At 68.0% G+C, this 21,593-nt stretch carries 24 protein-coding genes and 1 tRNA gene; 20 read left to right on the forward strand and 5 right to left on the reverse strand.

Features of this window, described 5'->3' with window-relative positions; genetic code table 11:
* Positions 1-63 precede the first annotated feature (63 nt).
* From DKG75_RS16675 to DKG75_RS16705, 7 genes are all read left to right on the forward strand, one after another.
* The gene (locus tag DKG75_RS16675; RefSeq protein WP_109922284.1) at positions 64-735 is read left to right on the forward strand and encodes a TetR/AcrR family transcriptional regulator; all 672 of its coding nucleotides are present in this window, start codon (positions 64-66) and stop codon (positions 733-735) included.
* A gap of 41 nt (positions 736-776) precedes the next feature.
* Complete coding sequence (locus DKG75_RS16680; RefSeq protein ID WP_109922285.1) at positions 777-1,403, forward strand: TetR/AcrR family transcriptional regulator; 627 nt, start codon at positions 777-779, stop codon at positions 1,401-1,403.
* Positions 1,400-1,897 carry a hypothetical protein gene (locus tag DKG75_RS16685; RefSeq protein WP_208112079.1) on the forward strand — a complete coding sequence of 166 codons (498 nt, stop codon included), beginning with the start codon at positions 1,400-1,402 and terminating at the stop codon, positions 1,895-1,897. The genes DKG75_RS16680 and DKG75_RS16685 overlap by 4 nt, the downstream gene beginning before the upstream one ends.
* Entirely contained in the window at positions 1,897-2,292 is a 396-nt protein-coding gene (locus DKG75_RS16690) for a RidA family protein (RefSeq protein ID WP_109922286.1), read from the forward strand. The genes DKG75_RS16685 and DKG75_RS16690 overlap by 1 nt, the downstream gene beginning before the upstream one ends.
* Positions 2,293-2,342: 50 nt before the next feature.
* Positions 2,343-2,924: a TetR/AcrR family transcriptional regulator gene (locus DKG75_RS16695; RefSeq protein WP_109922287.1), complete on the forward strand. Its 582-nt coding sequence runs from the start codon at positions 2,343-2,345 to the stop codon at positions 2,922-2,924.
* The gene (gene map, locus DKG75_RS16700; protein WP_133636967.1) at positions 2,921-3,739 is read left to right on the forward strand and encodes a type I methionyl aminopeptidase; all 819 of its coding nucleotides are present in this window, start codon (positions 2,921-2,923) and stop codon (positions 3,737-3,739) included. The genes DKG75_RS16695 and map overlap by 4 nt, the downstream gene beginning before the upstream one ends.
* Before the next feature lie 177 nt (positions 3,740-3,916).
* Entirely contained in the window at positions 3,917-4,294 is a 378-nt protein-coding gene (locus DKG75_RS16705) for an endonuclease domain-containing protein (RefSeq protein ID WP_109922288.1), read from the forward strand.
* A gap of 9 nt (positions 4,295-4,303) precedes the next feature.
* On the opposite strand, the gene uvrA is transcribed toward DKG75_RS16705, so the two are convergent.
* The gene (gene uvrA / locus DKG75_RS16710; RefSeq protein ID WP_109922289.1) at positions 4,304-7,180 is read right to left on the reverse strand and encodes an excinuclease ABC subunit UvrA; all 2,877 of its coding nucleotides are present in this window, start codon (positions 7,178-7,180) and stop codon (positions 4,304-4,306) included.
* A gap of 199 nt (positions 7,181-7,379) precedes the next feature.
* On the opposite strand from uvrA, the gene ssb reads away from it, so the two are divergent.
* The 5 genes from ssb (at position 7,380) to DKG75_RS16735 (ending at position 10,787) form a co-directional block, all read left to right on the forward strand.
* Positions 7,380-7,928, forward strand: coding sequence for a single-stranded DNA-binding protein (gene ssb, locus DKG75_RS16715; protein ID WP_109922290.1), 549 nt, complete (start codon positions 7,380-7,382; stop codon positions 7,926-7,928).
* Positions 7,929-7,955: 27 nt separating this feature from the next.
* Positions 7,956-9,038: an NAD(P)H-dependent glycerol-3-phosphate dehydrogenase gene (locus tag DKG75_RS16720; RefSeq protein ID WP_109922291.1), complete on the forward strand. Its 1,083-nt coding sequence runs from the start codon at positions 7,956-7,958 to the stop codon at positions 9,036-9,038.
* 76 nt (positions 9,039-9,114) lie between these two features.
* Positions 9,115-9,360 (forward strand): type II toxin-antitoxin system ParD family antitoxin, encoded by a 246-nt coding sequence (locus DKG75_RS16725; protein ID WP_109922292.1) that lies wholly within the window; start codon positions 9,115-9,117, stop codon positions 9,358-9,360.
* A 1-nt stretch (position 9,361) separates the two neighbouring features.
* Positions 9,362-9,664 (forward strand): type II toxin-antitoxin system RelE/ParE family toxin, encoded by a 303-nt coding sequence (locus tag DKG75_RS16730; protein WP_109922293.1) that lies wholly within the window; start codon positions 9,362-9,364, stop codon positions 9,662-9,664.
* 127 nt (positions 9,665-9,791) lie between these two features.
* Positions 9,792-10,787 carry an OmpA family protein gene (locus DKG75_RS16735; protein WP_133636965.1) on the forward strand — a complete coding sequence of 332 codons (996 nt, stop codon included), beginning with the start codon at positions 9,792-9,794 and terminating at the stop codon, positions 10,785-10,787.
* 61 nt (positions 10,788-10,848) lie between these two features.
* Here the strand turns inward: DKG75_RS16735 and DKG75_RS16740 are convergent, their stop codons facing one another.
* The 3 genes from DKG75_RS16740 to DKG75_RS16750 form a co-directional block, all read right to left on the reverse strand.
* A complete protein-coding gene (locus tag DKG75_RS16740; RefSeq protein ID WP_109922295.1) occupies positions 10,849-11,178 on the reverse strand; it encodes a hypothetical protein in 330 nt (109 codons plus the stop codon).
* A 119-nt stretch (positions 11,179-11,297) separates the two neighbouring features.
* Positions 11,298-12,116, reverse strand: coding sequence for a metal-dependent hydrolase (locus tag DKG75_RS16745; protein ID WP_166646487.1), 819 nt, complete (start codon positions 12,114-12,116; stop codon positions 11,298-11,300).
* 59 nt (positions 12,117-12,175) lie between these two features.
* Positions 12,176-12,637: an Lrp/AsnC family transcriptional regulator gene (locus DKG75_RS16750; protein ID WP_109922297.1), complete on the reverse strand. Its 462-nt coding sequence runs from the start codon at positions 12,635-12,637 to the stop codon at positions 12,176-12,178.
* A gap of 149 nt (positions 12,638-12,786) precedes the next feature.
* Here DKG75_RS16750 and DKG75_RS16755 point away from each other — a divergent pair, with 149 nt between their 5' ends.
* The gene (locus DKG75_RS16755) at positions 12,787-13,494 is read left to right on the forward strand and encodes an aspartate/glutamate racemase family protein (RefSeq protein WP_109922298.1); all 708 of its coding nucleotides are present in this window, start codon (positions 12,787-12,789) and stop codon (positions 13,492-13,494) included.
* Here the strand turns inward: DKG75_RS16755 and DKG75_RS16760 are convergent.
* Positions 13,491-14,120 (reverse strand): MarC family protein, encoded by a 630-nt coding sequence (locus tag DKG75_RS16760; protein WP_109922299.1) that lies wholly within the window; start codon positions 14,118-14,120, stop codon positions 13,491-13,493. The genes DKG75_RS16755 and DKG75_RS16760 overlap by 4 nt on opposite strands.
* A 319-nt stretch (positions 14,121-14,439) precedes the next feature.
* Between DKG75_RS16760 and gyrA the strand changes: the two genes are divergently transcribed.
* From gyrA to DKG75_RS23270, 7 genes are all read left to right on the forward strand, one after another.
* Complete coding sequence (gene gyrA, locus DKG75_RS16765) at positions 14,440-17,181, forward strand: DNA gyrase subunit A (protein WP_279573938.1); 2,742 nt, start codon at positions 14,440-14,442, stop codon at positions 17,179-17,181.
* On the forward strand, positions 17,178-17,690 hold the full coding sequence (gene coaD, locus DKG75_RS16770) for a pantetheine-phosphate adenylyltransferase (protein WP_109922300.1): 513 nt from the start codon (positions 17,178-17,180) through the stop codon (positions 17,688-17,690). Before gyrA ends, coaD begins: the two co-directional genes overlap by 4 nt.
* 79 nt (positions 17,691-17,769) lie before the next feature.
* Positions 17,770-18,267: a peptidylprolyl isomerase gene (locus DKG75_RS16775; protein WP_243746536.1), complete on the forward strand. Its 498-nt coding sequence runs from the start codon at positions 17,770-17,772 to the stop codon at positions 18,265-18,267.
* 89 nt (positions 18,268-18,356) lie between these two features.
* Complete coding sequence (gene queA / locus DKG75_RS16780) at positions 18,357-19,400, forward strand: tRNA preQ1(34) S-adenosylmethionine ribosyltransferase-isomerase QueA (protein ID WP_109922302.1); 1,044 nt, start codon at positions 18,357-18,359, stop codon at positions 19,398-19,400.
* Positions 19,397-20,524: a tRNA guanosine(34) transglycosylase Tgt gene (gene tgt, locus DKG75_RS16785; protein WP_109922303.1), complete on the forward strand. Its 1,128-nt coding sequence runs from the start codon at positions 19,397-19,399 to the stop codon at positions 20,522-20,524. Before queA ends, tgt begins: the two co-directional genes overlap by 4 nt.
* A gap of 70 nt (positions 20,525-20,594) precedes the next feature.
* Positions 20,595-20,670, forward strand: a tRNA-Lys gene (locus DKG75_RS16790).
* 296 nt (positions 20,671-20,966) lie between these two features.
* Positions 20,967-21,593: hypothetical protein (locus DKG75_RS23270; RefSeq protein ID WP_211315712.1), on the forward strand; the 627-nt coding region annotated here is incomplete at its 3' end.

Consider the following 21,593-nt stretch of genomic DNA (forward strand, 5'->3'; position numbering starts at 1 on the left):
GTCTTAGGATCGGGGGGCGGGCATCGCAATGAGACGAAAACGCACAGGGTCAGGTCGGGTGGCATGATGGCAAGGGCGAAGGGCAAAGCGGAGGCGGCGACGGTGCCGCCCCTGCCGGCGGCGGGCGAACCGCGGCGGCGGCCGGTGCAGGCGCGCGGGCGGAAACGGGTCGAACTGATCCTGGCCTCGGCCGAGGCGCTGATCCGCGAGCACGGGGTCGACGCCCTGAAGATGAGCGAGATCGCCAGCGCGGCGGCGGTGCCCATCGGCTCGATCTACCAGTTCTTCGCCGACCGGGGCGCCATCCTGCGGGCGCTTGCCGAGCGCTATATGGAACAGAACCGCCGCATGCTGGAAAGCACGCTGCGCAACATCAAGACGGTCGAGGATGCGAAGCGGAAGCTGTGGCTGGCCGTCGACCTGTCGTTCGAGATGACCTGGGCCGATCCCGCCTTTCGCGACGTCTGGTTCGGCCTGCTGGCCGACCGCGACCTGCAGCAACTGAACCATGCCGCCGCACGGCGTTCCGCCGCCATCATCGTCGAGGCGCTGCGGCCCCTGTTCCCCCATCTCTCGGCCGCACGCCTCACCCTGGCCGCCGAGACCATGGTCCATATGTCGGAAGGGCTGGTGCGGTCGGTCAGCCTCGAAGGGGCGGAAACCGGCCAGGCCATGGTGCGGGAATTCAAGCATCTGGTGGCCCTCTATCTCCGCGACCTGTCGATCGAGGGATAGGGCGTTGACAGGGTCGGTATATTCATGTCATTAAAACTGACATGAATACACCGCCCAAGACATACGACAGTCCCCTGCGCCGCCGCCAGCAGGCCGCGACCCGGGACGCCATCCTGGAAGCCGCCGGCCTGCTGGTCGAGGAACGGGGGCTGGACGCCCTGTCCTTCGCCGCCGTCGCCGAGCGGGCCGGGGTCCAGGAACGCACGGTCTATCGCCATTTCCCGACCCGGGGCGAGCTTCTGGCCGCCTTCTGGACCTGGGTGAACGATCAGGCCGGCATCGCCGGCTTTCCCGACAGCGAGGCCGCGCTTCGCCGGCTGCCCCCCGCCGTCTTCGCCCGTTTCGACGAGCGGGCGGGGATGATGCGGGCCCTGGTCTTTTCCGAGGCCGGCCGCCAGTTCCGCCTGGCCGTGAACGGGGAACGGCAGGCCGCCTATCGTACCATCCTGGCCGAGCGCCTGAAGGACCTCGACCCGGCGGCGGCGACCCGGATCTGCGCCGTCGTCCAATTGCTGTACAGCGCCACCGCCTGGGCCACGCTCCGCGATTGCTGGCCGCTGGACGGCAAGGCCGCGGGCGAGACCGTGGCCTGGGCCATCGACCGGCTGCTGGCCGCGGTCGAGGCCGGCGATTGCCCTCCCATTCCCGAAACCAGCGAAAGCGAGTGAGCACGATCATGCTGTTCCATGCCTCCATCCCCGCGCGCGATGCGGCCAAGGTGGCCGATGTCCTGGCCAAGGTCTGGCGCGGCGAAGCCATGGCTTTCCCGCCGGTGCCCGGCGCCCATGTGGTTTTCGCCGGCGACGAGCGCGCGACTACCCTCGAAGTCTATCCGGACGACCGGACGCTGGAGCCGTCGCCGGCCGGGGTCGCCATCGGCCGGGGCGAGGGGCGGCACGGCTATGTCGGCGATCATGTCGCGATCGCTTCGCCGCTTTCGGTCGGGGAAGTGCTGGCGATCGCCGCCGAGGCCGGCTGGCGCGCCCAGGAGGCGAACCGCGGCGATATCTTCCACGTCGTCGAGCTTTGGCTCGAGGACCGCTATATGGTCGAAGTGCTGACCCCGGACATGCAGCGCGACTATGTGGCCCGGGTTACCCCGTCCGCCTGGCGCGCCCTGCTGGCGGCGGGGCCGCAGGCGCCGGGCGGGGTCCGGGCCTGATGACCGGCCGCCGGCATCTCTTCCTGCCGGAACTGGCGACGGCGGATGCCCCTTACGCCCATGCGGTGGCCGAGGGCGACATGGTCCATCTGGCCGGCTTCATCGCCCAGGACGATCCCGCCTGGGCCGGCCGGCACGGCACCATCGAGGAAGAGACCGCGGCCGCCCTGGACCTGATGGCCCGGGCGCTGGCCGCCGCCGGCTTCGGCCTGGGCGATCTCGTCCGCGTCGGCGTGTTCATGACCGACCTCGGCGATTTCGCGCGCATGAACGCGGTCTATGCCCGCTATTTCCCCGCCGGCCGGCAGCCGGCGCGCACCTGTGTCAGCGTCGCCGCCCTGCTCGGCGGCGCGAAGATCGAGATCGACGGTATCGCGCGGCGCAGGGCGCCATGACGCCGTTGCAATAGTCGGCTCATTCTAGAATCGCTATTCTAATTACCATCATGGTTCGGATAGCCCAATTTTCGGCCGACGCCTTCATCGGCGCGGCCATCGCCCTGGTCGCCGAGGATGGCCCGACGGCCGCCTCGATCCCGGCGATCGCCCGCCGCGTGGGTGCGCCCACCGGCTCCCTCTATCATCGCTTCCCGTCGAAGGCGGCGGTGCTGGCCGCCGCCTGGGCCGAGGTGCATGGCGATTTCACCCGCGCCATGGTGCCGCCGCTGGCCGAGGGGCGGGCAGGGGCCGCAGCACTCACCCTGGTGCAATGGGCGCGGGCGAAGCCGCGCCTTGCCCGCTTCCTGCTGCTGAACGATTTCGCCCTGCTGGTCGACGGCGCCCCGGTGCCGGACGAATGGCGCGCCGCCATCGCCCGCCAGGAGGAGGCGCTGGACACCGCCTTCCGCGCCCTCCTCGGCGGCGAGGTACCGGCGGCGGCGGCGGCGCGCCTGCGCTTCCTGGTGTTCGATGCGCCGATCGCGGCGCTGCGCCCGCATCTCCTGGCCCAGGGGCCGGTTCCCGAATTCGTCGACGACCTCGTGGCGGGGCTGCATGACGCCCGCCCGCAGCTTGGACAAGTGGCATGATCCGTTATTCAGAACAGATGGAAGGGGGCCGTCGCATCTCCCTGCACGACGAGGAAGGTTTCGAGGGCATGCGCCGCGCCGGGCGGCTGGCCGCCGCCACCCTCGACTTCATCGCGCCCTATGTGAAGCCCGGGGTTTCGACCGCCACCCTGGACCGCCTGTGCGAGACCTATATGCGCGACCACGGCGGCGTGCCGGGGACGATCGGCTATCACGGCTACCAGCACGCCAGTTGCATCTCGGTCAACCATGTGGTGACCCATGGCATTCCCTCGGCCGACAAGGTGCTGGCCGAGGGCGACATCCTGAACATCGACGTCACCCCGGTGGTCGACGGCTGGTTCGGCGATACCAGCCGCATGTTCGTCGCCGGCGAGGCCAATCTCCGCGCCCGGCGCCTGATCGACACCACCCTCGAAAGCCTGCTGGCGGCGATCGCCGTGGTCCGCCCCGGCGCGACGCTGGGCGACATCGGCCATGCCATCGAAGTGATTGCCCGGCGCGAGCGCTACGGCATCGTCCGCGACTATTGCGGCCATGGCGTCGGCCAGGTGTTCCACGATGCGCCCAGCGTGCTGCACTGGGGCCGGCCGGGCACCGGCGTCGTGCTCGAACCCGGCATGATCTTCACCATCGAGCCGATGCTGAACGCCGGCCGGCCCGAGGTGAAGCGCCTGTCGGACGGCTGGACCGTGGTCACCCGCGACCGCTCGCTCTCCGCCCAGTTCGAACATTCGATCGGCGTGACCGGGACCGGCGCCGAGATCTTCACCCCCTGGCCGCAGCCGGGGCAGGGGCTTCAGGCCGCGTCCTGATCTTTGCGGGCGTCACCCCCTCACCCCGGCCCTCTCCCCCAAGGGGGCGAGGGGGCCCGCCGACGCGCGGCATCGACTCCCTCGCCCCCTTGGGGGAGAGGGCTGGGGTGAGGGGGAAAGACGGCAGGGCCTCGACAAAAACCTTCCCAAAATTCCCGCCATGGTGGAAAATTCACCATGGCCAATTCCACCATCCAGCGCGCCCGCCGTCTTCGCCGCGATGCGACCGATGCCGAAGCCCTGCTCTGGTGCCGTCTGCGCACTGCGGCGTTACCGCTGCGCGCGCGGCGCCAGCACCCGGTGGAGGGGTATATCGCCGATTTCGCCTTTGTGCTGGCGCGTCTGGTCATCGAGGTCGATGGCGGCCAGCACGCGGGGTCGGAGACGGACCGGGACCGGGATCGCCGTCTCCGCGCTGCCGGCTGGCGCGTGCTTCGTTTCTGGAACCATGAGGTGACGGACAATATCGAGGGCGTGCTGGAAACGATCGCGCAGACGCTGGCGACATCGCCTCTTCACCCACCCTCGCCCTGCAAGCGCGGCGAGGGTGGGTGAAGATCGCCGTTACCCCTTGGTCCGGCCGCGCCTCTCGCCGCGGGCGGGTTTCGGCCGGGCCTCCAGGATCTTGGCGAGGTAATGGCCGGTATAGCTCCGGGCGACGGCGGCGACCTCTTCCGGGGTGCCTTCGGCGACTACTTCGCCGCCGCCGTTGCCGCCCTCGGGGCCCATGTCGATGATCCAGTCGGCGGTCTTGATCACTTCGAGATTATGCTCGATGACGAGGACCGTGTTGCCGGTCTCGACCAGGGCCTGGAGCACTTCCATCAGTTTCCGCACATCCTCGAAATGAAGGCCGGTGGTCGGCTCGTCGAGGATATAGAGGGTGCGGCCGGTGGCGCGCTTCGACAGTTCCTTGGCCAGCTTCACGCGCTGGGCCTCGCCGCCCGACAGCGTCGTCGCCTGCTGGCCGACCTTGATGTAACCGAGGCCGACCCGCTTCAGGGTTTCCATCTTGTCGCGCACGGCGGGCACGGCCTTGAAGAATTCAGCCGCCTCCTCGATCGTCATGTCCAGCACGTCGGCGATCGAGCGGTCCTTGAAGGTGACGTCCAGGGTTTCGCGGTTGTAGCGCCTGCCCTTGCAGACGTCGCATTGGACGTAGACGTCGGGCAGGAAGTGCATCTCGATCTTGATGACGCCGTCGCCCTGGCACGCCTCGCAGCGCCCGCCCTTCACGTTGAAGGAGAAGCGCCCGGCCTTGTAGCCGCGGGCCTGGGCCTCGGGCAGGCCGGCGAACCAGTCGCGGATCGGGGTGAAGGCGCCGGTATAGGTCGCCGGGTTGGAGCGCGGCGTGCGCCCGATCGGCGACTGGTCGATGTCGATCACCTTGTCCAACAGGTCGACGCCCTCGATCGCATCATGGGGGGCGGCCAGGTCCCGGCTGCCGCTCAGGCGCCGCGACAGGCCCTTGAACAGGGTTTCGATGATCAGGGTCGACTTGCCGCCGCCGGAAACGCCGGTCACGCAGGTGAAGGTGCCGAGCGGGATGCGGGCCGTCACGGCCTTCAGGTTGTTGCCGCGCGCCCCGACGATGGACAGCATGCGCTTCCTGTCGAAGGGCCGGCGGAGTGCCGGGATCGGCACCGACCGCGCGCCCGAGAGATATTGCCCGGTCAGGCTGGCGGGATTGGCCATGATCTCGGCCGGGGTGCCGGCGGCGATCACCTGGCCGCCGTGGATGCCGGCGGCGGGGCCCATGTCGATGACATGGTCGGCGGTGCGGATCGCATCCTCGTCGTGCTCGACCACGATCACCGTATTGCCGAGATTGCGCAGGCGCTTCAGGGTTTCGATCAGCCGGTCATTGTCGCGCTGGTGCAGGCCGATCGAGGGTTCGTCGAGGACGTAGAGTACGCCGGTCAGGCCCGAGCCGATCTGCGAGGCGAGGCGGATGCGCTGGCTTTCCCCGCCGGACAGGGTGCCGGAGGCCCGCGCCATGGTCAGGTAGTCGAGCCCGACATTGACCAGGAAGCCCAGGCGCTCGTTGATTTCCTTGAGGATGCGGGCGGCGATCTCGGCCTGCTTCGGGGTCAGCCGGTCGGTGAGGTCCAGGAACCAGCGCGCCGCCTCGGCGATCGATTTCTCCGTCACCTCGCCGACATGAAGACCGCCGATCTTCACCGCCAGCGCCTCGGGCTTCAGGCGGTGGCCGTGGCACGCCTCGCATTCCGAGGCGGACTGATAGGCCGAAAGCTCCTCGCGCATCCAGTCGCTTTCGGTTTCCTTCCAGCGCCGTTGCAGGTTGGGGATCACGCCCTCGAACGGCTTGGTGGTCTCGAAGCGGCGGGTGCCGTCCTCATAGGTCATGGTGACGGCGGTCTTGCCCGAACCGTTCAGCAGCAGGTCGCGGACATTGTCCGGCAGGTCGCGCCAGGGCTTGTGCAGGCTGAACTTATAGGCCCGCGCCAGGCTTTCCAGGGTCTGGGTGAAGAAGGCGGAAATCGTCTTGGCCCAGGGCGCGATCGCGCCCTGGCCGAGGCTGAGATTGTCGTCCGGCACGATCAGGGCCGGATCGAAATAGAGTCTCACCCCCAGCCCGTCGCAGGACGGGCAGGCGCCGAAGGGATTGTTGAAGGAAAAGAGCCGGGGCTCGATCTCGGGAATGGTGAAGCCCGAGACCGGGCAGGCGAATTTCTGCGAGAACAGGGTGGTCTCGCCGGTCGCCGCGTTCTCGGCGACGGCGATGCCGTCGGCCAGTTCGAGCGCGGTTTCCAGGCTGTCGGCCAGGCGCGAGGCGATCTCGGGCTTCACCACCACCCGGTCGACCACGACGTCGATATCGTGCTTCAGCTTCTTGTTGAGGGCCGGCACCTCGGCAATGTCGTAGAGCGTGCCGTCCACCTTCACCCGCTGGAAGCCGCGCTTCTGCAGGTCGGCCAGTTCCTTGCGGTACTCGCCCTTCCGCCCGCGCACGAAGGGCGCGATCAGGAGCAGGCGGGTCCCCTCCGGCAGGGCCAGGATGCGGTCGACCATCTGGCTGATGGTCTGGCTTTCGATCGGCAGGCCGGTCGCCGGCGAATAGGGCACGCCGATCCGGGCATAGAGCAGGCGCAGGTAGTCGTAGATCTCGGTGACCGTGCCGACCGTCGAGCGCGGGTTGCGCGAGGTCGTCTTCTGTTCGATCGAGATCGCGGGCGACAGGCCCTCGATCTGGTCGACGTCCGGCTTCTGCATCAGTTCGAGGAACTGGCGGGCATAGGCCGACAGCGATTCGACATAGCGGCGCTGGCCCTCGGCATAGATCGTGTCGAAGGCGAGGGACGACTTGCCCGAGCCGGACAGGCCGGTGATCACCACCAGCTTGTCGCGCGGGATGTCGACGTCGACGTTCTTGAGGTTATGTTCGCGGGCACCGCGGACGCAGATGAACTTGGACGACATGGGGCCTCAGCAATGCGGCACGACGCGGACGCGACGGAAAACCGAACCACGGCATGATATGGTCTGAAGGTTCATCGCAGTCTATGCCTCGGCGGCGGATTATGAGTAGAAACGTCGCAACATGCCACTTGATCGAGTCGGCATCATCGTTCTTATTATGTTCTAGTCTGTCGGTGTCGCAAGCACCAAGGGGAGAGCCATGGCGGGCAGTGTCAACAAGGTCATTCTGGTCGGCAACCTGGGCCGCGATCCGGAATCCCGCAACCTGCAGGACGGCAGCCCGGTGGTGAACCTGTCGGTCGCCACCTCGGAATCCTGGAAGGACCGCATGTCCGGCGAGCGCAAGGAGCGCACGGAGTGGCATCGCGTCGTCATCTTCAATGAGAACCTGGCCCGCATCGCCCAGCAGTACCTGCGGAAGGGCAGCAAGGTCTATGTCGAAGGCGCGCTCCAGACCCGGAAATGGACCGACCAGCAGGGCCAGGAGCGTTTCTCGACCGAAGTCGTGCTGCAGAAATTCCGCGGCGAACTGACCCTGCTCGACGGCAAGGGCGAGGGCGGCGGCATGGGCGGGCCTGACGACATGGGCGGCGATTTCGGCGGCGGCTCGGGCGGCGGCCGGTCGGGCGGCGGCGGCGGCTTTGGCGGCGGCGGCGGCCGGTCCTCGGGCGGTGGCGGCGGCGGCGGCGGCCGGTCGGGCGGCGGCTTCGGCGGCGGCCCGGATCTCGACGACGAAATTCCCTTCTGATCCTCGCCCGTCAAGGGAGGGCAGGGCATGAGCGCCGGGTCGGGAACAGGGGCTGAACCGCGCCCGTTCGAGCGCATCGCCATCGTCGGCGCCGGGGCCTGGGGCACGGCGCTGGCGCTCACCGCCCATCGCGCCGGGCGCGGGGTCGCGCTCTGGGCGCGGGAAGCCTCGGTGGTCGAAGCGGTGGCGCGCGACCGGCGCAATCCTTTCCTGCCGGCCCCGGTCGACCTGCCGGCGGCGATCGCCGTCACCGGCGACCTGCCGGCGGTGGTCGCGGGGGCCGATCTCGTCCTGATGGTGACGCCGTCCCAGCACCTGCGCCGCATGCTGGGCGAGGTCGCGCCCCTGCTCGGGCCGGCCGTTCCGGTGGTCATCTGCGCCAAGGGCGTCGAGGGGGAAACCGGCGCCCTGATGAGCGCGGTGGGCGCGGCCGCCTTGCCCGGCCGGCCGCTGGCCGTCCTCTCCGGCCCCACCTTCGCGACCGAAGTCGCCCTGGACCTGCCGACGGCGGTGACCGTCGCCGCCCGGGGCGACCATGGCTTTGGGCCCGATCACCTGGCGGCGCGCGTCGCCGTCACTTTCGCCACCCGCCACTTCCGGCCCTATCTGTCGGACGACCTGATCGGGGTCGAGATCGGCGGCGCGGTGAAGAATGTCATCGCCATCGCCTGCGGCATCGCTGCCGGCAAGGGCCTGGGCAGCAATGCCCGCGCCGCCCTGATCACCAGGGGGCTGGCCGAACTCACCCGTCTCGGCGTCGCGGTCGGGGCCCGGTCGGAAACCCTGGGCGGCCTGGCCGGGGTGGGCGACCTGGTGCTGACCTGTTCGAGCGAGCAGTCGCGCAACTTCTCCTTCGGCAAGGCGCTGGGCGAGGGGCGGCGCGCGGCCCTGACCGACGACGGGCCGGTGGTCGAGGGGGCGGTGAATGCCGCCGCCGTGGTCGCCCTCGCCCGCAGGCTCGGCATCGCCATGCCGATCTGCCTCGGGGTCGAGGCGATCCTGAACGGCGCCGCGGTCGACGACATCATGGCCGGCCTGATGACCGGCGACCTGAAACCCGAAGCCCTGGCCGCCGAGAAGCAATTCCAGATCCCGCACCCGGCGCTTTGACAAGCGGCTTCATCGCTATCAAAATTAGCGCATATTTTGACATCGATGGCGGATCGCCCGCGGGGCGGAGGTTCACATGAATGTCTCCTTGGGTGAGCGATGGGAGCATTTCGTCGCCATGATCGTGGCCGAAGGCCGTTATGGCTCGGCGAGCGAGGTCGTGCGCGAGGGGCTGCGGCTGGTCGAGGAACGCGAGGCCCGATTGAAGGCATTGCGGGACACGCTCGATGCGTCGATCGCCGATGGCGGCGACCATAGCGATGCCGATGTCGCAGCGGCACTGGATGCCAGGGCCGCGAAACTGGCCGACGACGGTCTTTGAGGTGCGTCGCCTGGTTTACCGCTCGGCGGCCCGCGACGATCTTCTTGCCATTTTCGAGTTTATCGCCCGGGAAGCCGCGAGTACGGACCAGGGCAGGCGCGTCGTCGACGCGTTGCGTCGGAAATGTGCCCGGCTGGCGCAATTGCCCGGTGAATTGGGGCGGCCTCGGCCGGAATTGCGCCCCGATATCCGCAGCTTTCCCTTCAAAGGTTATGTGATCTTCTTTCGCTACCGTGGCGACGTGCTCGAAGTGGTGAACATTCTTCACGGAAATCGCGATGTCGATGCCTATTTTGGATCTTGAGAAGGCAGGCTCGCACCCGGCGCTTTGACCTGTTTACCCGGTTGCTTTCCCGTGCGCGCCGTCACAGCGTGGGGGCGGGCACCTGTGGCTTGATGGGCGGGGTGCGGTTCATCGTTCGGGGGGTAGAATGTCTCGCTTGATCAGGTTTGCAGGGGTGCTGGCGCTTGGGGTCGTGGCGACGGCCGGTGGTGCGGCGCTGGCGGAGACCACGGATTGCGGCAAGTGCAAGGATATCCCCTTGCTGTCGCGCTATCCCGGGTCCTTCCTGGTCGGCCAGGAGCAGCGCGCCTTCGACGAGGTGAGCCTGCCCGCCGGCCCGACCATCGAGACGCCGGACTTCAAGCGCGTCTTTTCGAAGACCCAGGATCTCGAAGGCAGGGTGGACAAGCTGTTCTACCACGGGCCGAAGGGGCGCAGCGGCCTCGAAGTCTATGCCAACTACCAGGAGGCCCTGGCCAAGGCCGGCTTCGAGACCCTCTATTCCTGCAAGGGCGACACCGACGACGGCTGCGGCAAGAATTTCGGCTATGCCTACAACAATGTGAACCCGGTGCCCGGCGGCAGCATGGAGGCGGGCCAGGGCATCCCCGACCTCGACAAGCCGCGCTATACGCTCGCCCGCCTGCGCCGCCCGGAAGGCGACGTCTATCTCGGCATCGCCGCCGGCGACCTGAAGTTCCGCGATGTCGCCGGCATCCTGATCACCGTGGTCGAGACCAAGCCGATGGACCGGGGCCTCGTCACCGTCGATGCCGCCGCCCTGTCCAAGGCCCTGGTGGCGGACGGCAAGATCGCCCTTTACGGCGTCTATTTCGATGTCGACAGCGCGGTGGTGAAGCCGGAATCGAAGGACCAGCTGGATCAGGTCGCGGCCCTTCTCAAGAGCGATCCCGCCCTGAAGCTGCTGGTCACCGGCCATACCGACAGCACGGGCGATTTCGCCCACAACATGAAACTGTCGGCCGACCGGGCGGCCTCGGTGGTCGCGGCCCTGGTCGGCACCTATGGCATCGAGGCGGCGCGCCTGACCTCGGCCGGGCTCGGCTCCACCTCGCCGGTCGCGCCCAACGACACCGAGGAAGGCCGCGGCCGGAACCGAAGGGTCGAACTGGTTCGCCAGTAAGGGCCGCCTCCCCGCGGGCGGGGGCTGAACGGCCGGGGCCCGATCGCCGCCGATATGCCCTTCACCGCGTCGCGAGGATGCAGGTGAAGCCGAGGGCACGGGTATCGAGGGCACGGGTATCGGGGGTCGGCCGAATGGTCATGGTGCGGACGCTCTCCGGCGCGCAGATGCCGCTGCGCTGAAGAACGACGGCCTGCCCCGCAACGGTCATGGCCGCGCGCAGGCGGCTGCCGGGCGGGCATTGATGCTCGGCGACGGCGGCGATGACCTCGGCGGCCGTGCGCGCCGTGTCGGACGAGGCCGCGCAGAGCGGCGGATCCTGGGCAACGGCGGGATCGGCCGCCATGATCAGGGCCAGGACAGGGACGGCGAGGCGGGTGACACGGAACACGGCTGGCCTTCTTTTCTTCGCGGGCGGCTGAAGATGCGCGCGATCGAAATGAAACCATGCCACGCGCCCCGGCACCGGGCCAGCCGGGATACGACCCTGCGGCTGCCGGCGATACCGGCTCAGGCTGCCGGCGTCAGCCGGGCGCGGTGGCTGTCCAGGTCCTCGCGGTTGTCGTGGTCCCAGGGGTGGAAGCCCGGGCGGAAGAAGTCGAGCCAGGGCAGGGCCGTGCGCGTGATCACGCCCTTCGGCCCCCAGAACAGGCCGAGCAGGCGCAGCCAGTTGCGCAGGTTGCTGTGCCCGTCCGCCTTCAGGATGGTCGCGACATGAACGAAGAGGAAGAAGCTGAAGGTCAAGGTCACCGTCAGCATGACCTGTGCCCGCAGCAGATAGCCGAGGATGCCCGGCGCGACCGTGCGATAGACATCGAAGGCGACGGCCTTGTGCTCGCTCTCTTCGATCGCGTGCCAGCGCCAGAGGCGGGCCATCTCCGGGTCGGCATCGGCAAGGAGGTCGGTCCGCTTCAGCAGGGAAGAGGCCAGGATGGCGGTGAAATGTTCGAGCGCCACGGTCATGGCCAGGCGCCGCTTCGGCCCGAAGATGCGGTTGACGAAGGCGATCCGCTTTTTCACCCCGTCTTCCAGCCGGGTGACGGCGGGCCCGGCGCGTTCGGTCACCATGCGGTTGTAGCGCAGATGCTCCCGGCTGTGGATCGCCTCCTGGGTGGTGAAGCCCTTGATCTCCGCCTGAAGCTGGGGATCGCTGACGGCGCCCGCATTGTCGCGCACCGCGTCCATGAAGAAGCGCTCGCCCTCGGGGAACATCAGCGACATGCCGTCGAAGAAGGCGGTGCGGGCCGGGTCGCCGCCGCACCACAGGCCGCGCGGGCCGTCGACCTTGAACATGATGTTGCGCGGGGTGATCGTCGTCAGGCTGGCCATGACCGCCTCCATGTCATATTGACAAATATGTTAGTATAACCGGTCGACGTCAAGCGCCGTCACAGGTGATGGGTCGGCAGGGCGGCGGAGAGTTTCACCGTCTCCATCGAGATATGGGCCGACATGTCGTAAAGCTCGATCCGGCGCAGCAACTGCTTATAGACCGTGTCGTAATATTCGACATTGGGCAGCACCAGCTTCAGCACATAGTCGAAATTGCCGGTCAGGCGATGAACCTCGACGATTTCCGGAATGGCGGTGACGGCGGCGTGGAACTGGTCCAGCCACTCTTCCGCGTGGCGCCCGGTGCGGACCAGGAGGAAGATCGTGGTCGGCAGGTTCAGCTTGCGGCGGTCCAGCCGGGCACTGGTGCCGAGCAGGTAGCCGTCGTCCCGCAAGCGCGCGATCCGGCGCGAGCAGGCGGAAGGGGAAAGGGCGACCGCCGCCGCGATCTCGGTCACCGGGGTCTCGGCATCGGTCTGCAACAGGGTCAGGATACGGCGGTCGCGGTCGTCGAGCATGGCGGGATTCCGATGGATGCAATGGAAATGCGCGTTTCTTCCACTATACGCTTCGGGCATGCGTTGTAATGGCCGGAAATCCTGTCGAAAGCGCGCCGATTGCCGGTGATCCGCGCGATAAATGTCCCGGTGAAACGGCGGAGCGCGACATGAAGACCATCGGCCTGATCGGCGGCATGAGCTGGGAATCGACGGCGACCTATTACCGGCTGATCAATCAGGCGGTGCGGGCGCGGCGCGGCGGGCTGGCCTCCGCCGACCTGATCCTGCATTCCCTGGATTTTTCCCGCGTCGCGGCCCTCCAACAGGCCGACCGCTGGGACGAGGCGGGCAAATTGCTGGGCGCCGCCGGCGCCGGGCTGGCCCGGGCCGGGGCGGATTGCGTGCTGATCTGCACCAATACGATGCATCTGGTGGCCGAACCGGTGGCGCGCATGGCCGGCATCCCCCTGATCGACATCATCGATGCGACGGCGGCCGCCCTCAAGGCGGACGGGCGCCGGGCGCCCCTGCTGCTGGCCACGCGCTATACGATGGAACACGGTTTCTATGCCGAGCGCATGGCCCGCCACGGCATCGCGGTCCAGGTGCCGGCCGCCGACGACCGCGCCCTGGTCCATGACGTGATCTTCCGGGAATTGTGCCAGGGCGTGATCGAGCCCCGGTCGCGGCAGCGCTTCTTCGCGGTCATCGAGGCGGCCCGGGCGCAGGGCGCCGATGCCGTGATCCTGGGCTGCACCGAAATCTCGCTGCTGCTGGACCCGGACGGGCTGGCGCTGCCGGGCTACGACACCACCGCCATCCACGCCGAGGCGGCGGTCCGCTTCGCGCTGGACGTGGGCGCCCGGGCGGCCTAACCGAACAGGCCGCTGGTCTTCAGCCCGTCGAAGACGAATTGCACGGCCAGCGCCGCCAGCAGCACGCCGAAAATGCGGCTGATGACATGGACGCCGGTGACGCCCAGCACCCGCTGCACCCCGGTCGCCACCAGCATCAGCAGGTAGCCGACCAGCAGCACCCCGGCGAGGCCGAGGAAGACCATGGTTTCCTTCAGCGGATCGCCGCTGTTGGCCGAGGTCAGCAGGATGATCGAGCCGATGGCGCCCGGCCCGGCGAGAAGGGGCGTCGCCAGGGGCACCACGGAAATATCCGGCCGGTTCAGGGCCTCCGCCTCTTCCTCGTCGGTCGTCGTCGTGCTGCCGGATTCCCGGACGAAGACCATGTCGAGCGAGATGAGCAGGAGGAGGATGCCGCCCGCGACCCGAAGCGCCGGCAGCGAGATCCCGAACAGGCGGAGCAGGGGGTCGCCGGCCAGGCCGAACACCAGCATGATGCCGCCGGCGAACAGGGTCCCCTTCAGGGCGATCCGGCGCCGTTCGGCCGGCGTATTGTTGTTGGTCAGCGCCGCGAACAGCACGGCGACATCGGCTGGACCGATGGTGGCGAAGAAGGTGGTGAAGGCGATCAGGAAGGTTTCGATCATGGACGCCCCGGCACAAAGGGGAAGTCTAACCCCCAAACTTTCCCGCTGTCGCGCCCCGATTCTCCACCCGGCCCGGGCGAATGCGCCGCGGCATGCCGAAAACGGATAGAATATCTATATTTTCCAATGGCTTATGGGGCGCCAGATAGGGCTGGCCAGGGATGTGTCGGACTTGCTACAGTCCGGCCACGGATGAGGCCCGCTCCCGGCCTTCCCAGACGCCGACCACCGGCGCAAACAGCAAGCATTTCTCTTGAGCGAACCCAATACCGCAGACCAGCCGGAGCCGCAGGACGCGGGCACCCCGACCGGCGGGGGCGTGCCGCCCCGCCAGGATATCGCGCCGATCTCGATCGAAGACGAGATGCGCCGCTCCTACCTCGATTACGCGATGAGCGTGATCGTGGCGCGGGCGCTGCCTGACGCCCGCGACGGTCTGAAGCCGGTGCATCGCCGCATCCTGCATGCGATGAACGAAAGCGGCTATGTCTGGAACAAGCCCTATCGCAAGTCGGCGCGCATCGTCGGCGACGTCATGGGTAAATATCACCCCCATGGCGACAGCGCGATCTATATGGCCATGGTGCGGCTGGTGCAGCCCTTCTCCATGCGCCTGCCGCTGCTCGACGGCCAGGGCAATTACGGTTCGATGGACGGCGACATGCCCGCCGCCATGCGTTACACCGAAATCCGCTTGGGCAAGCCGGCCCATGCCCTGCTGGAAGACATCGACAAGGACACGGTCGATTTCCAGCCGAACTACGACGACAGCGCCCGCGAGCCGGTGGTCCTGCCGGCGCGCTTTCCCAATCTCCTGGTCAATGGCGCCGGCGGCATCGCCGTCGGCATGGCGACGAATATCCCGCCGCATAATCTCGGCGATGTGATCGACGCCTGCCTTGCCTATATGGACAACCCGCACCTGCCGATCGAGACCCTGATCGACATCGTGCAGGCGCCCGATTTCCCGACCGGCGGCCTGATCATCGGCGGCGGCGGGGCGCGCCAGGCCTATCTCACCGGGCGCGGCTCGGTGCTGATGCGCGCCCGCACCCATGTCGAGGAAATCCGCAAGGACCGCTGGGCGATCGTCGCGACCGAGATCCCCTATCAGGTCAACAAGTCGACCCTGCTGGAGAAGATCGGCGAGGAGATGCGCTCGAAGCGGATCGAGGGTATCGCCGAACTGCGCGACGAATCCGACCGCGACGGCGTCCGCGTCGTCGTCGAGCTGAAGCGCGACGCGATCGCGGACGTGGTGCTGAACCAATTGTTCAAGCACACGCCCCTGCAGCAGAGCTTCGGCATCCAGATGCTGGCCATCGACCACGGCCGGCCGCAGACGATGACCCTGAAGCAGCTGATCGGCGCCTTCGTCGAATTCCGCGAAGAGGTCATCACCCGGCGCACCCGCTTCGAACTGAACAAGGCCCGCGACCGCGCCCATATCCTGGCCGGCCTTGCGGTCGCCGTCGCTAATATCGACGAGGTGATCCGGGTCATCCGCACCTCGCCCGATCCGGCCAGCGCCCGCGAAGCCCTGATGAGCCGCGACTGGCCGGTGGCCGAGGTCGACGCGCTGCTGAGGCTGGTCGAGGAGACGGGCCAGGCCGGCGCCGTCGACGGCACCTATCGCCTGACCGAAGTGCAGGCGAGGGCGATCCTCGACCTCCGCCTTCAGCGCCTGACCGCGCTCGGCCGCGACGAGATCGAGGAAGAGTTGAAGCAGCTTGGCGAGCAGATCAAATACCTGCTTTCCGTGCTGCGCAGCCGCGAGATCCTCTACGGCGTGATGCGCGAAGAACTGCTGGCGGTGAAGGCCGAGTTCGCCAACCCGCGCCGGACCGAAGTGGTCGCCTATTCCGGCGACCTGGAGGACGAGGACCTGATCGCCCGCGAGGACATGGTCGTCACCGTCTCCCACAGCGGCTATATCAAGCGCGTGCCGCTGACCGCCTATCGCGCCCAGCGCCGCGGCGGCAAGGGCAAGACCGGCATGGCGACGCGGGACGAGGATTTCGTCTCCCGCGTCTTCGTCGCCAATACCCATACGCCGGTGCTGTTCTTCTCGTCCCGCGGCATCGCCTATCAGATGAAGGTCTGGCGCCTGCCGGAAGGCCTGCCGCAATCGCGCGGCAAGGCCCTGATCAACCTCCTGCCGCTCGATCAGGGCGAGCGCATCGCGACGGTGATGCCGATGCCGGAGGATGAGGAAAGCTGGGCCCGCCTGCATGTCGTCTTCGCGACGAAGAAGGGCAATATCCGCCGCAACGCGCTGTCCGATTTCATCGACGTGCGCGCCAACGGCAAGATCGCCATGAAGTTCGAGGGCGAGGATGCGGACGACGAATTGATCGCCGTCAGCCCCTGCGACGCCGAGAGCGAGGATATCCTGCTCGCGATCGAAAGCGGCCGGGCGATCCGCTTCCCGGTGGACGAGGTGCGCGAATTCGCCAGCCGCCATTCGACCGGTGTCCGCGGCATCCGCCTGGACGAGGGCGACCGGGTGGTCGACCTTGCCCTGCTCGGCCATGTCGAGGCGACGCCGGCCGAACTCCGCGCCTATCTGAAGGCCGCCAAGGCCGGCGACGAGGAGGGGGCGGAGATCGCCCCGCCCGCCGATGAGGACGAGGGCGAGGACGGCGCCGAGGTGACCCTGACCGACGAGCGCTTCGCCGAATTGCAGGCCAAGGAGCAGCACCTGCTGACCGTGACCGCGAACGGCTACGGCAAGCGCACCTCGGCCTACGAGTACCGGCTCACCCGGCGCGGCGGCAAGGGCATCATCGCCATCACCACCAGCGCCCGGAACGGCAACCTGGTCGCCGCCTTCCCGGTCACCGACCGGGACCAGGTGATGCTGGTGACCGACGGCGGCCAGGTGATCCGCTGCCCGGTGCACGACATCCGCACCGCCGGCCGCAATACCCAGGGCGTCACCCTGTTCCGCACCGCGGAGGGGGAGCGGGTGGTCTCGGTCACCCGCCTCGAAGATGCCATGGACGAGAGCGACGCCGACGGCGAGACCGAGGCCGGCGCCGAAGAGGGGACCGGGGCATGAGCCGCATCGGGGTCTATCCCGGCACGTTCGATCCGCCGACCCTCGGCCATTTCGACATCATCCGGCGCGGCGCCAAGCTGGTCGACCGGCTGGTGCTGGGCATCGGCGTCAATTCCAGCAAGGCGCCCCTGTTCGATTTCGAGGAGCGGCTGGAAATGATGCGCGAACTGGTCGCCGGCCTTGCCGACGAGCCGGGGGTGGGGGAGATCGCGGTGGTGCCCTTCAAGGGCCTCGTCGTCCATTTCGCCCGCGAGCATCGGGCGACCGTGCTCCTCCGCGGGCTTCGCTCCGGCACCGATTTCGACTATGAGTTCCAGATGACGGGCATGAACGCGACCATGGCGCCCGAGGTCGAGACCGTGTTCCTGATGGCCGATCTCGCCCATCAGGCGATCGCGTCCAGCCTGGTCAAGGATGTGGCGAAACTGGGCGGGCCCTACGCGGCTTTCGTGCCGCCCGTCGTCGCCGAACGCCTGCGCCTGAAGCTCGAAAAACTCAAATCCGCGTGATGCGGAGCCTTTACCCAAGACCTGCGGGAGGAGTTGGGGTATGAAGCGCCTGTTTGCCATTCTACTTGCGATGTTTGCCATGACCACTGCTGCGGCTGCCGCCGATCCTGAAAACACCCTTCTGCTCGAACTGAAGGACGGCACCGTCGTCATCGAGCTGCGCCCGGACCTGGCGCCGAACCATGTCGCGCGGATCAAGGAACTGACCCGCCAGGGGTTCTATGACGGCATCCTCTTCCATCGCGTGATCGAGGGCTTCATGGCCCAGACCGGCGATCCGACCGGCACCGGCATGGGCGGCTCGGGCAAGAAGCTGAAGGCCGAATTCACCAACGAGCCGTTCGTGCGCGGCACGCTCGGCATGGCCCGGGCCCAGAGCCCGGATTCGGCGGACAGCCAGTTCTTCATCTGCTTCCAGCCGGCTCGTTTCCTCGACGGCCAGTATACCGTGCTCGGCCGCGTCATCTCGGGCATGGAATTCGTCGACAAGATCAAGCGCGGCCTCGGCCAGTCCGGCTCGGTGCCGGCGCCGCAGGACAAGATCATTTCGCTGAAGGTCCAGGCCGACGTGAAGTAATCCCGCCCTCAAGGCGTGCTGCGATGGCCGGGATTTCCCGGCCATCGTGTTTTTGGGCCATCCTGTTTTTGGCCATCGGGTGACGGGACATGAAGGTCGCCGATTTCGATTTCGCTCTGCCTGCCGACCGGATCGCGGTTCGCCCCGCGGTGCCGCGCGAGGCGGCCCGGCTGCTGCGCGTCACCGCCGACGGCCTTGCCGATTTCACGGTCGGCGACCTGCCGGCCCTGCTGCGCCGGGGCGATCTTCTCGTCCTCAACGACACCAAGGTGATTCCGGCCCGGCTCGAGGGCCTGATCGGCGCGGGGCGGGTCGAACTGAACCTGATCCGCGCCGTCGACGGCCGCACCTGGGATTGCCTGGCCCGGCCGGGCAAGCGCTTCCGCCCCGGCGCCGTGGTCCGCTTCGGCGACCGGCTGGCGGCGACGGTGCGGGCCAAGGATCCGGAAGGCACCATCACCCTCGAATTCGACCGGGCGGGCGCCGATCTGATGGCCGCGCTGGATGCGGTCGGGACCATGCCCCTGCCGCCCTATATCGCCCGGAAACGGACGCCCGACGCGCAGGACCGGGCGGATTACCAGCCGGTCTTCGCGGCACGGGAGGGCGCGGTGGCGGCGCCGACCGCGAGCCTGCACCTGACGCCCGATCTCCTCGCCCGGCTGGAGGCCATGGGGGTGGAGCGGACCATGGTCACCCTTCATGTCGGCGCCGGCACGTTCCTGCCGGTGAAGGTGGAGGATACCCGCGACCACCGCATGCATGCCGAATGGGGCGAAGTGACGGCGGCGGCGGCCGAGGCGATCGGCCGCGCCCGGCGCGAGGGGCGGCGGGTGATCGCGGTCGGCACCACTGCGCTGCGCCTGATCGAAAGTGCGGCGGCGCCGGACGGCACCCTGTCGCCCTATGCGGGCTGGACCGATATCTTCATCACCCCCGGCTATCGCTTCCGGGCGGTCGATGTCCTGATGACCAATTTCCACCTGCCGAAATCGACGCTGTTCATGCTGGTTTCGGCGCTGGCCGGCACGGAGCGCATGAAGGCCGCCTATGCCCATGCGGTCGAGGCGGGCTACCGCTTCTATTCCTATGGCGATGCCAGCCTGATCGACCGCCTGGAGGTTCCGGCATGACCGCCCTTGATTTCGGCTTCACGGTGGAGGCGCGGGACGGCATGGCCCGGGCCGGCCATGTGCGCACTGCCCGCGGCGTGATCCGTACCCCCGCCTTCATGCCGGTGGGCACGGCGGCAACGGTGAAGGCCTGCATGCCCGAAACCGTGCGCGCGGCGGGGGCCGACATCATTCTCGGCAATACCTATCACCTGATGCTGCGGCCGGGGGCGGAACGGGTGGCGCGGCTGGGCGGCCTGCATGCCTTCATGAACTGGCCGCACCCGATCCTGACCGACAGCGGCGGCTTCCAGGTCATGTCGCTGTCGTCGCTGCGCAAGATCACGGAGGAGGGGGTCACCTTCCAGTCCCATATCGACGGCAGCAAGCACGCCATGTCGCCCGAGCGTTCGATCGAGATCCAGCGCCTGCTCGACAGCGATATTGCCATGCAGCTCGACGAATGCGTCGCCCTGCCGGCAACGCGGGACGAGGCGGCCCGGGCCATGGAGCTTTCGCTCCGCTGGGCCCGGCGCTCGAAGACGGCCTTCTACGCCAGCGAGCCGCCCCCGGGCCGGGCGATCTTCGGCATCGTGCAGGGCGGCACCGATGCGGACCTGCGCCGGGCCTCGGCCGAAGGGCTGGTCGAGATCGGCTTTCCGGGCTATGCCCTGGGCGGCCTTGCGGTGGGCGAGCCGCAGGCGGAGATGTTCGCGACCATCGCCGCGACCACGCCCCATCTGCCCGGGGACAAGCCGCGCTACCTGATGGGCGTGGGCAAGCCCGCCGATATCGTCGGCGCCGTGGCGCGCGGCATCGACATGTTCGACTGCGTGATCCCGACCCGTTCCGGCCGGAACGGCCAGGCCTTCACGCGCAGCGGCGCGCTCAATATCCGCAACGCCAAATTCGCCGAGGACAAGCGCCCGCTGGACGAGCGCTGCCATTGCCCGGCCTGCCGCGCCTATAGCCGCGCCTATCTTCACCATCTGGTGAAGGCCGAGGAAATCCTGGGCGCCATGCTCATGACCGCGCATAATCTGCGCCATTATCAGGACTTGACGGCGGGCCTGCGCACGGCGATCCGCCGCGGCCGCCTCGACGCCTTCGTCGAAGCCTTCGAGGGCGGCGGCGCTGACTATTGACCTTTCGGCCAGCCCCCCTCTATGGTGCCCCCCCGCGTGAGCCACCGACTCACGCAGGCCTTTGCAGTGTGAGCCGGTAGCTCAGTCGGTAGAGCACGTGACTTTTAATCATGTGGTCGCGGGTTCGATTCCCGCCCGGCTCACCACTTCTCCTCGATCCAGGATTTCGGCACACCGGCCTTGAGTCCCCGCCCCGATGGGTGGCCGGCGAAGCGCCGGAGATCCCGCTTGCCGGGAATCTTCTATTTGAATCATCTGTCTGGCCCTGGGCCGCTTACCCAATTTGGGCAGACAATGCCTAAATCGGCAGCAAAACTATGTCCGAAATGTGATGCGGCGATGGATTCAAGGGCGGGAACAGTGATCAATATATAGGCAAAGGGGCGGCATCAGGCGTCGCTCCATTTTTTGTGCGCCGCAATCCCGGCCGGAGGTAAACCCCATGCAGCGTCGGAAATGCAGAAATGCCCTGCTGAACTCGACGTCCCTTCTCCCCGTGCGGGTTGCGCTGGTGACATCGATCATCACCGCGATGACGGGCCAGGCCTTCGCCAATGCCGGCGCCGCGCAGCTCGAGACGGTTGCGGCGCCTTCGGCCGTGACCTCGCTGGCGCGCCAGATGCTGACCGATCCCGGCCAGGTGAAGTCGCTGATCCGGGGCAATCTCTCGACGCTGGGCATCGCGCCCGATGCGGCCGACCTCGAGGCCTATATCGCGGCGGTCGCCGATGCGGTTCAGGGGGGCGAACTGATCTCGGTCGTGCGGGCCCTGCAGAATGTCGCTGCGGCTCAGCGGCTGGACCTGTCCCCCGGTTCCGGCACCGCCTCGGGCGCAACGGAAGCGGCGACCGTCAGCCCCGCCGTCCTGATCGGTGCCGGCGTCGGCATCGCCGCCGCCGTCACCACCGCGATCATCGTTGCTGAAAACAACAACGGGAAAAAGGCAACGCCGACCCCCACGCCGACGCCGACCCCCACGCCGACGCCGACCCCCACGCCGACGCCGACCCCCACGCCGACGCCGACCCCCACGCCGACGCCGACCCCCACGCCGACGCCGACCCCCACG

Source organism: Zavarzinia compransoris (assembly GCF_003173055.1).
Classification (GTDB): Bacteria; Pseudomonadota; Alphaproteobacteria; order Zavarziniales; family Zavarziniaceae; genus Zavarzinia; species Zavarzinia compransoris.

What these genes read in the sequence shown, in the direction of transcription:
- DKG75_RS16720 (WP_109922291.1), top strand. Translation starts at nt 7,956, where the DNA reads ATGAGCGCCGGGTCGGGAACAGGGGCTGAACCGCGCCCGTTCGAGCGC.
- DKG75_RS16690 (WP_109922286.1), top strand. Translation starts at nt 1,897, where the DNA reads ATGACCGGCCGCCGGCATCTCTTCCTGCCGGAACTGGCGACGGCGGAT.
- tgt (WP_109922303.1), top strand. Translation starts at nt 19,397, where the DNA reads ATGACCGCCCTTGATTTCGGCTTCACGGTGGAGGCGCGGGACGGCATG.
- ssb (WP_109922290.1), top strand. Translation starts at nt 7,380, where the DNA reads ATGGCGGGCAGTGTCAACAAGGTCATTCTGGTCGGCAACCTGGGCCGC.
- DKG75_RS16675 (WP_109922284.1), top strand. Translation starts at nt 64, where the DNA reads ATGATGGCAAGGGCGAAGGGCAAAGCGGAGGCGGCGACGGTGCCGCCC.
- DKG75_RS16695 (WP_109922287.1), top strand. Translation starts at nt 2,343, where the DNA reads ATGGTTCGGATAGCCCAATTTTCGGCCGACGCCTTCATCGGCGCGGCC.
- DKG75_RS16725 (WP_109922292.1), top strand. Translation starts at nt 9,115, where the DNA reads ATGAATGTCTCCTTGGGTGAGCGATGGGAGCATTTCGTCGCCATGATC.
- DKG75_RS16705 (WP_109922288.1), top strand. Translation starts at nt 3,917, where the DNA reads ATGGCCAATTCCACCATCCAGCGCGCCCGCCGTCTTCGCCGCGATGCG.
- uvrA (WP_109922289.1), bottom strand. Translation starts at nt 7,180, where the DNA reads ATGTCGTCCAAGTTCATCTGCGTCCGCGGTGCCCGCGAACATAACCTC.
- map (WP_133636967.1), top strand. Translation starts at nt 2,921, where the DNA reads ATGATCCGTTATTCAGAACAGATGGAAGGGGGCCGTCGCATCTCCCTG.
- coaD (WP_109922300.1), top strand. Translation starts at nt 17,178, where the DNA reads ATGAGCCGCATCGGGGTCTATCCCGGCACGTTCGATCCGCCGACCCTC.
- DKG75_RS16745 (WP_166646487.1), bottom strand. Translation starts at nt 12,116, where the DNA reads ATGGCCAGCCTGACGACGATCACCCCGCGCAACATCATGTTCAAGGTC.
- DKG75_RS16750 (WP_109922297.1), bottom strand. Translation starts at nt 12,637, where the DNA reads ATGCTCGACGACCGCGACCGCCGTATCCTGACCCTGTTGCAGACCGAT.
- DKG75_RS16755 (WP_109922298.1), top strand. Translation starts at nt 12,787, where the DNA reads ATGAAGACCATCGGCCTGATCGGCGGCATGAGCTGGGAATCGACGGCG.
- DKG75_RS16775 (WP_243746536.1), top strand. Translation starts at nt 17,770, where the DNA reads ATGACCACTGCTGCGGCTGCCGCCGATCCTGAAAACACCCTTCTGCTC.
- queA (WP_109922302.1), top strand. Translation starts at nt 18,357, where the DNA reads ATGAAGGTCGCCGATTTCGATTTCGCTCTGCCTGCCGACCGGATCGCG.
- DKG75_RS16760 (WP_109922299.1), bottom strand. Translation starts at nt 14,120, where the DNA reads ATGATCGAAACCTTCCTGATCGCCTTCACCACCTTCTTCGCCACCATC.
- DKG75_RS16680 (WP_109922285.1), top strand. Translation starts at nt 777, where the DNA reads ATGAATACACCGCCCAAGACATACGACAGTCCCCTGCGCCGCCGCCAG.
- DKG75_RS16735 (WP_133636965.1), top strand. Translation starts at nt 9,792, where the DNA reads ATGTCTCGCTTGATCAGGTTTGCAGGGGTGCTGGCGCTTGGGGTCGTG.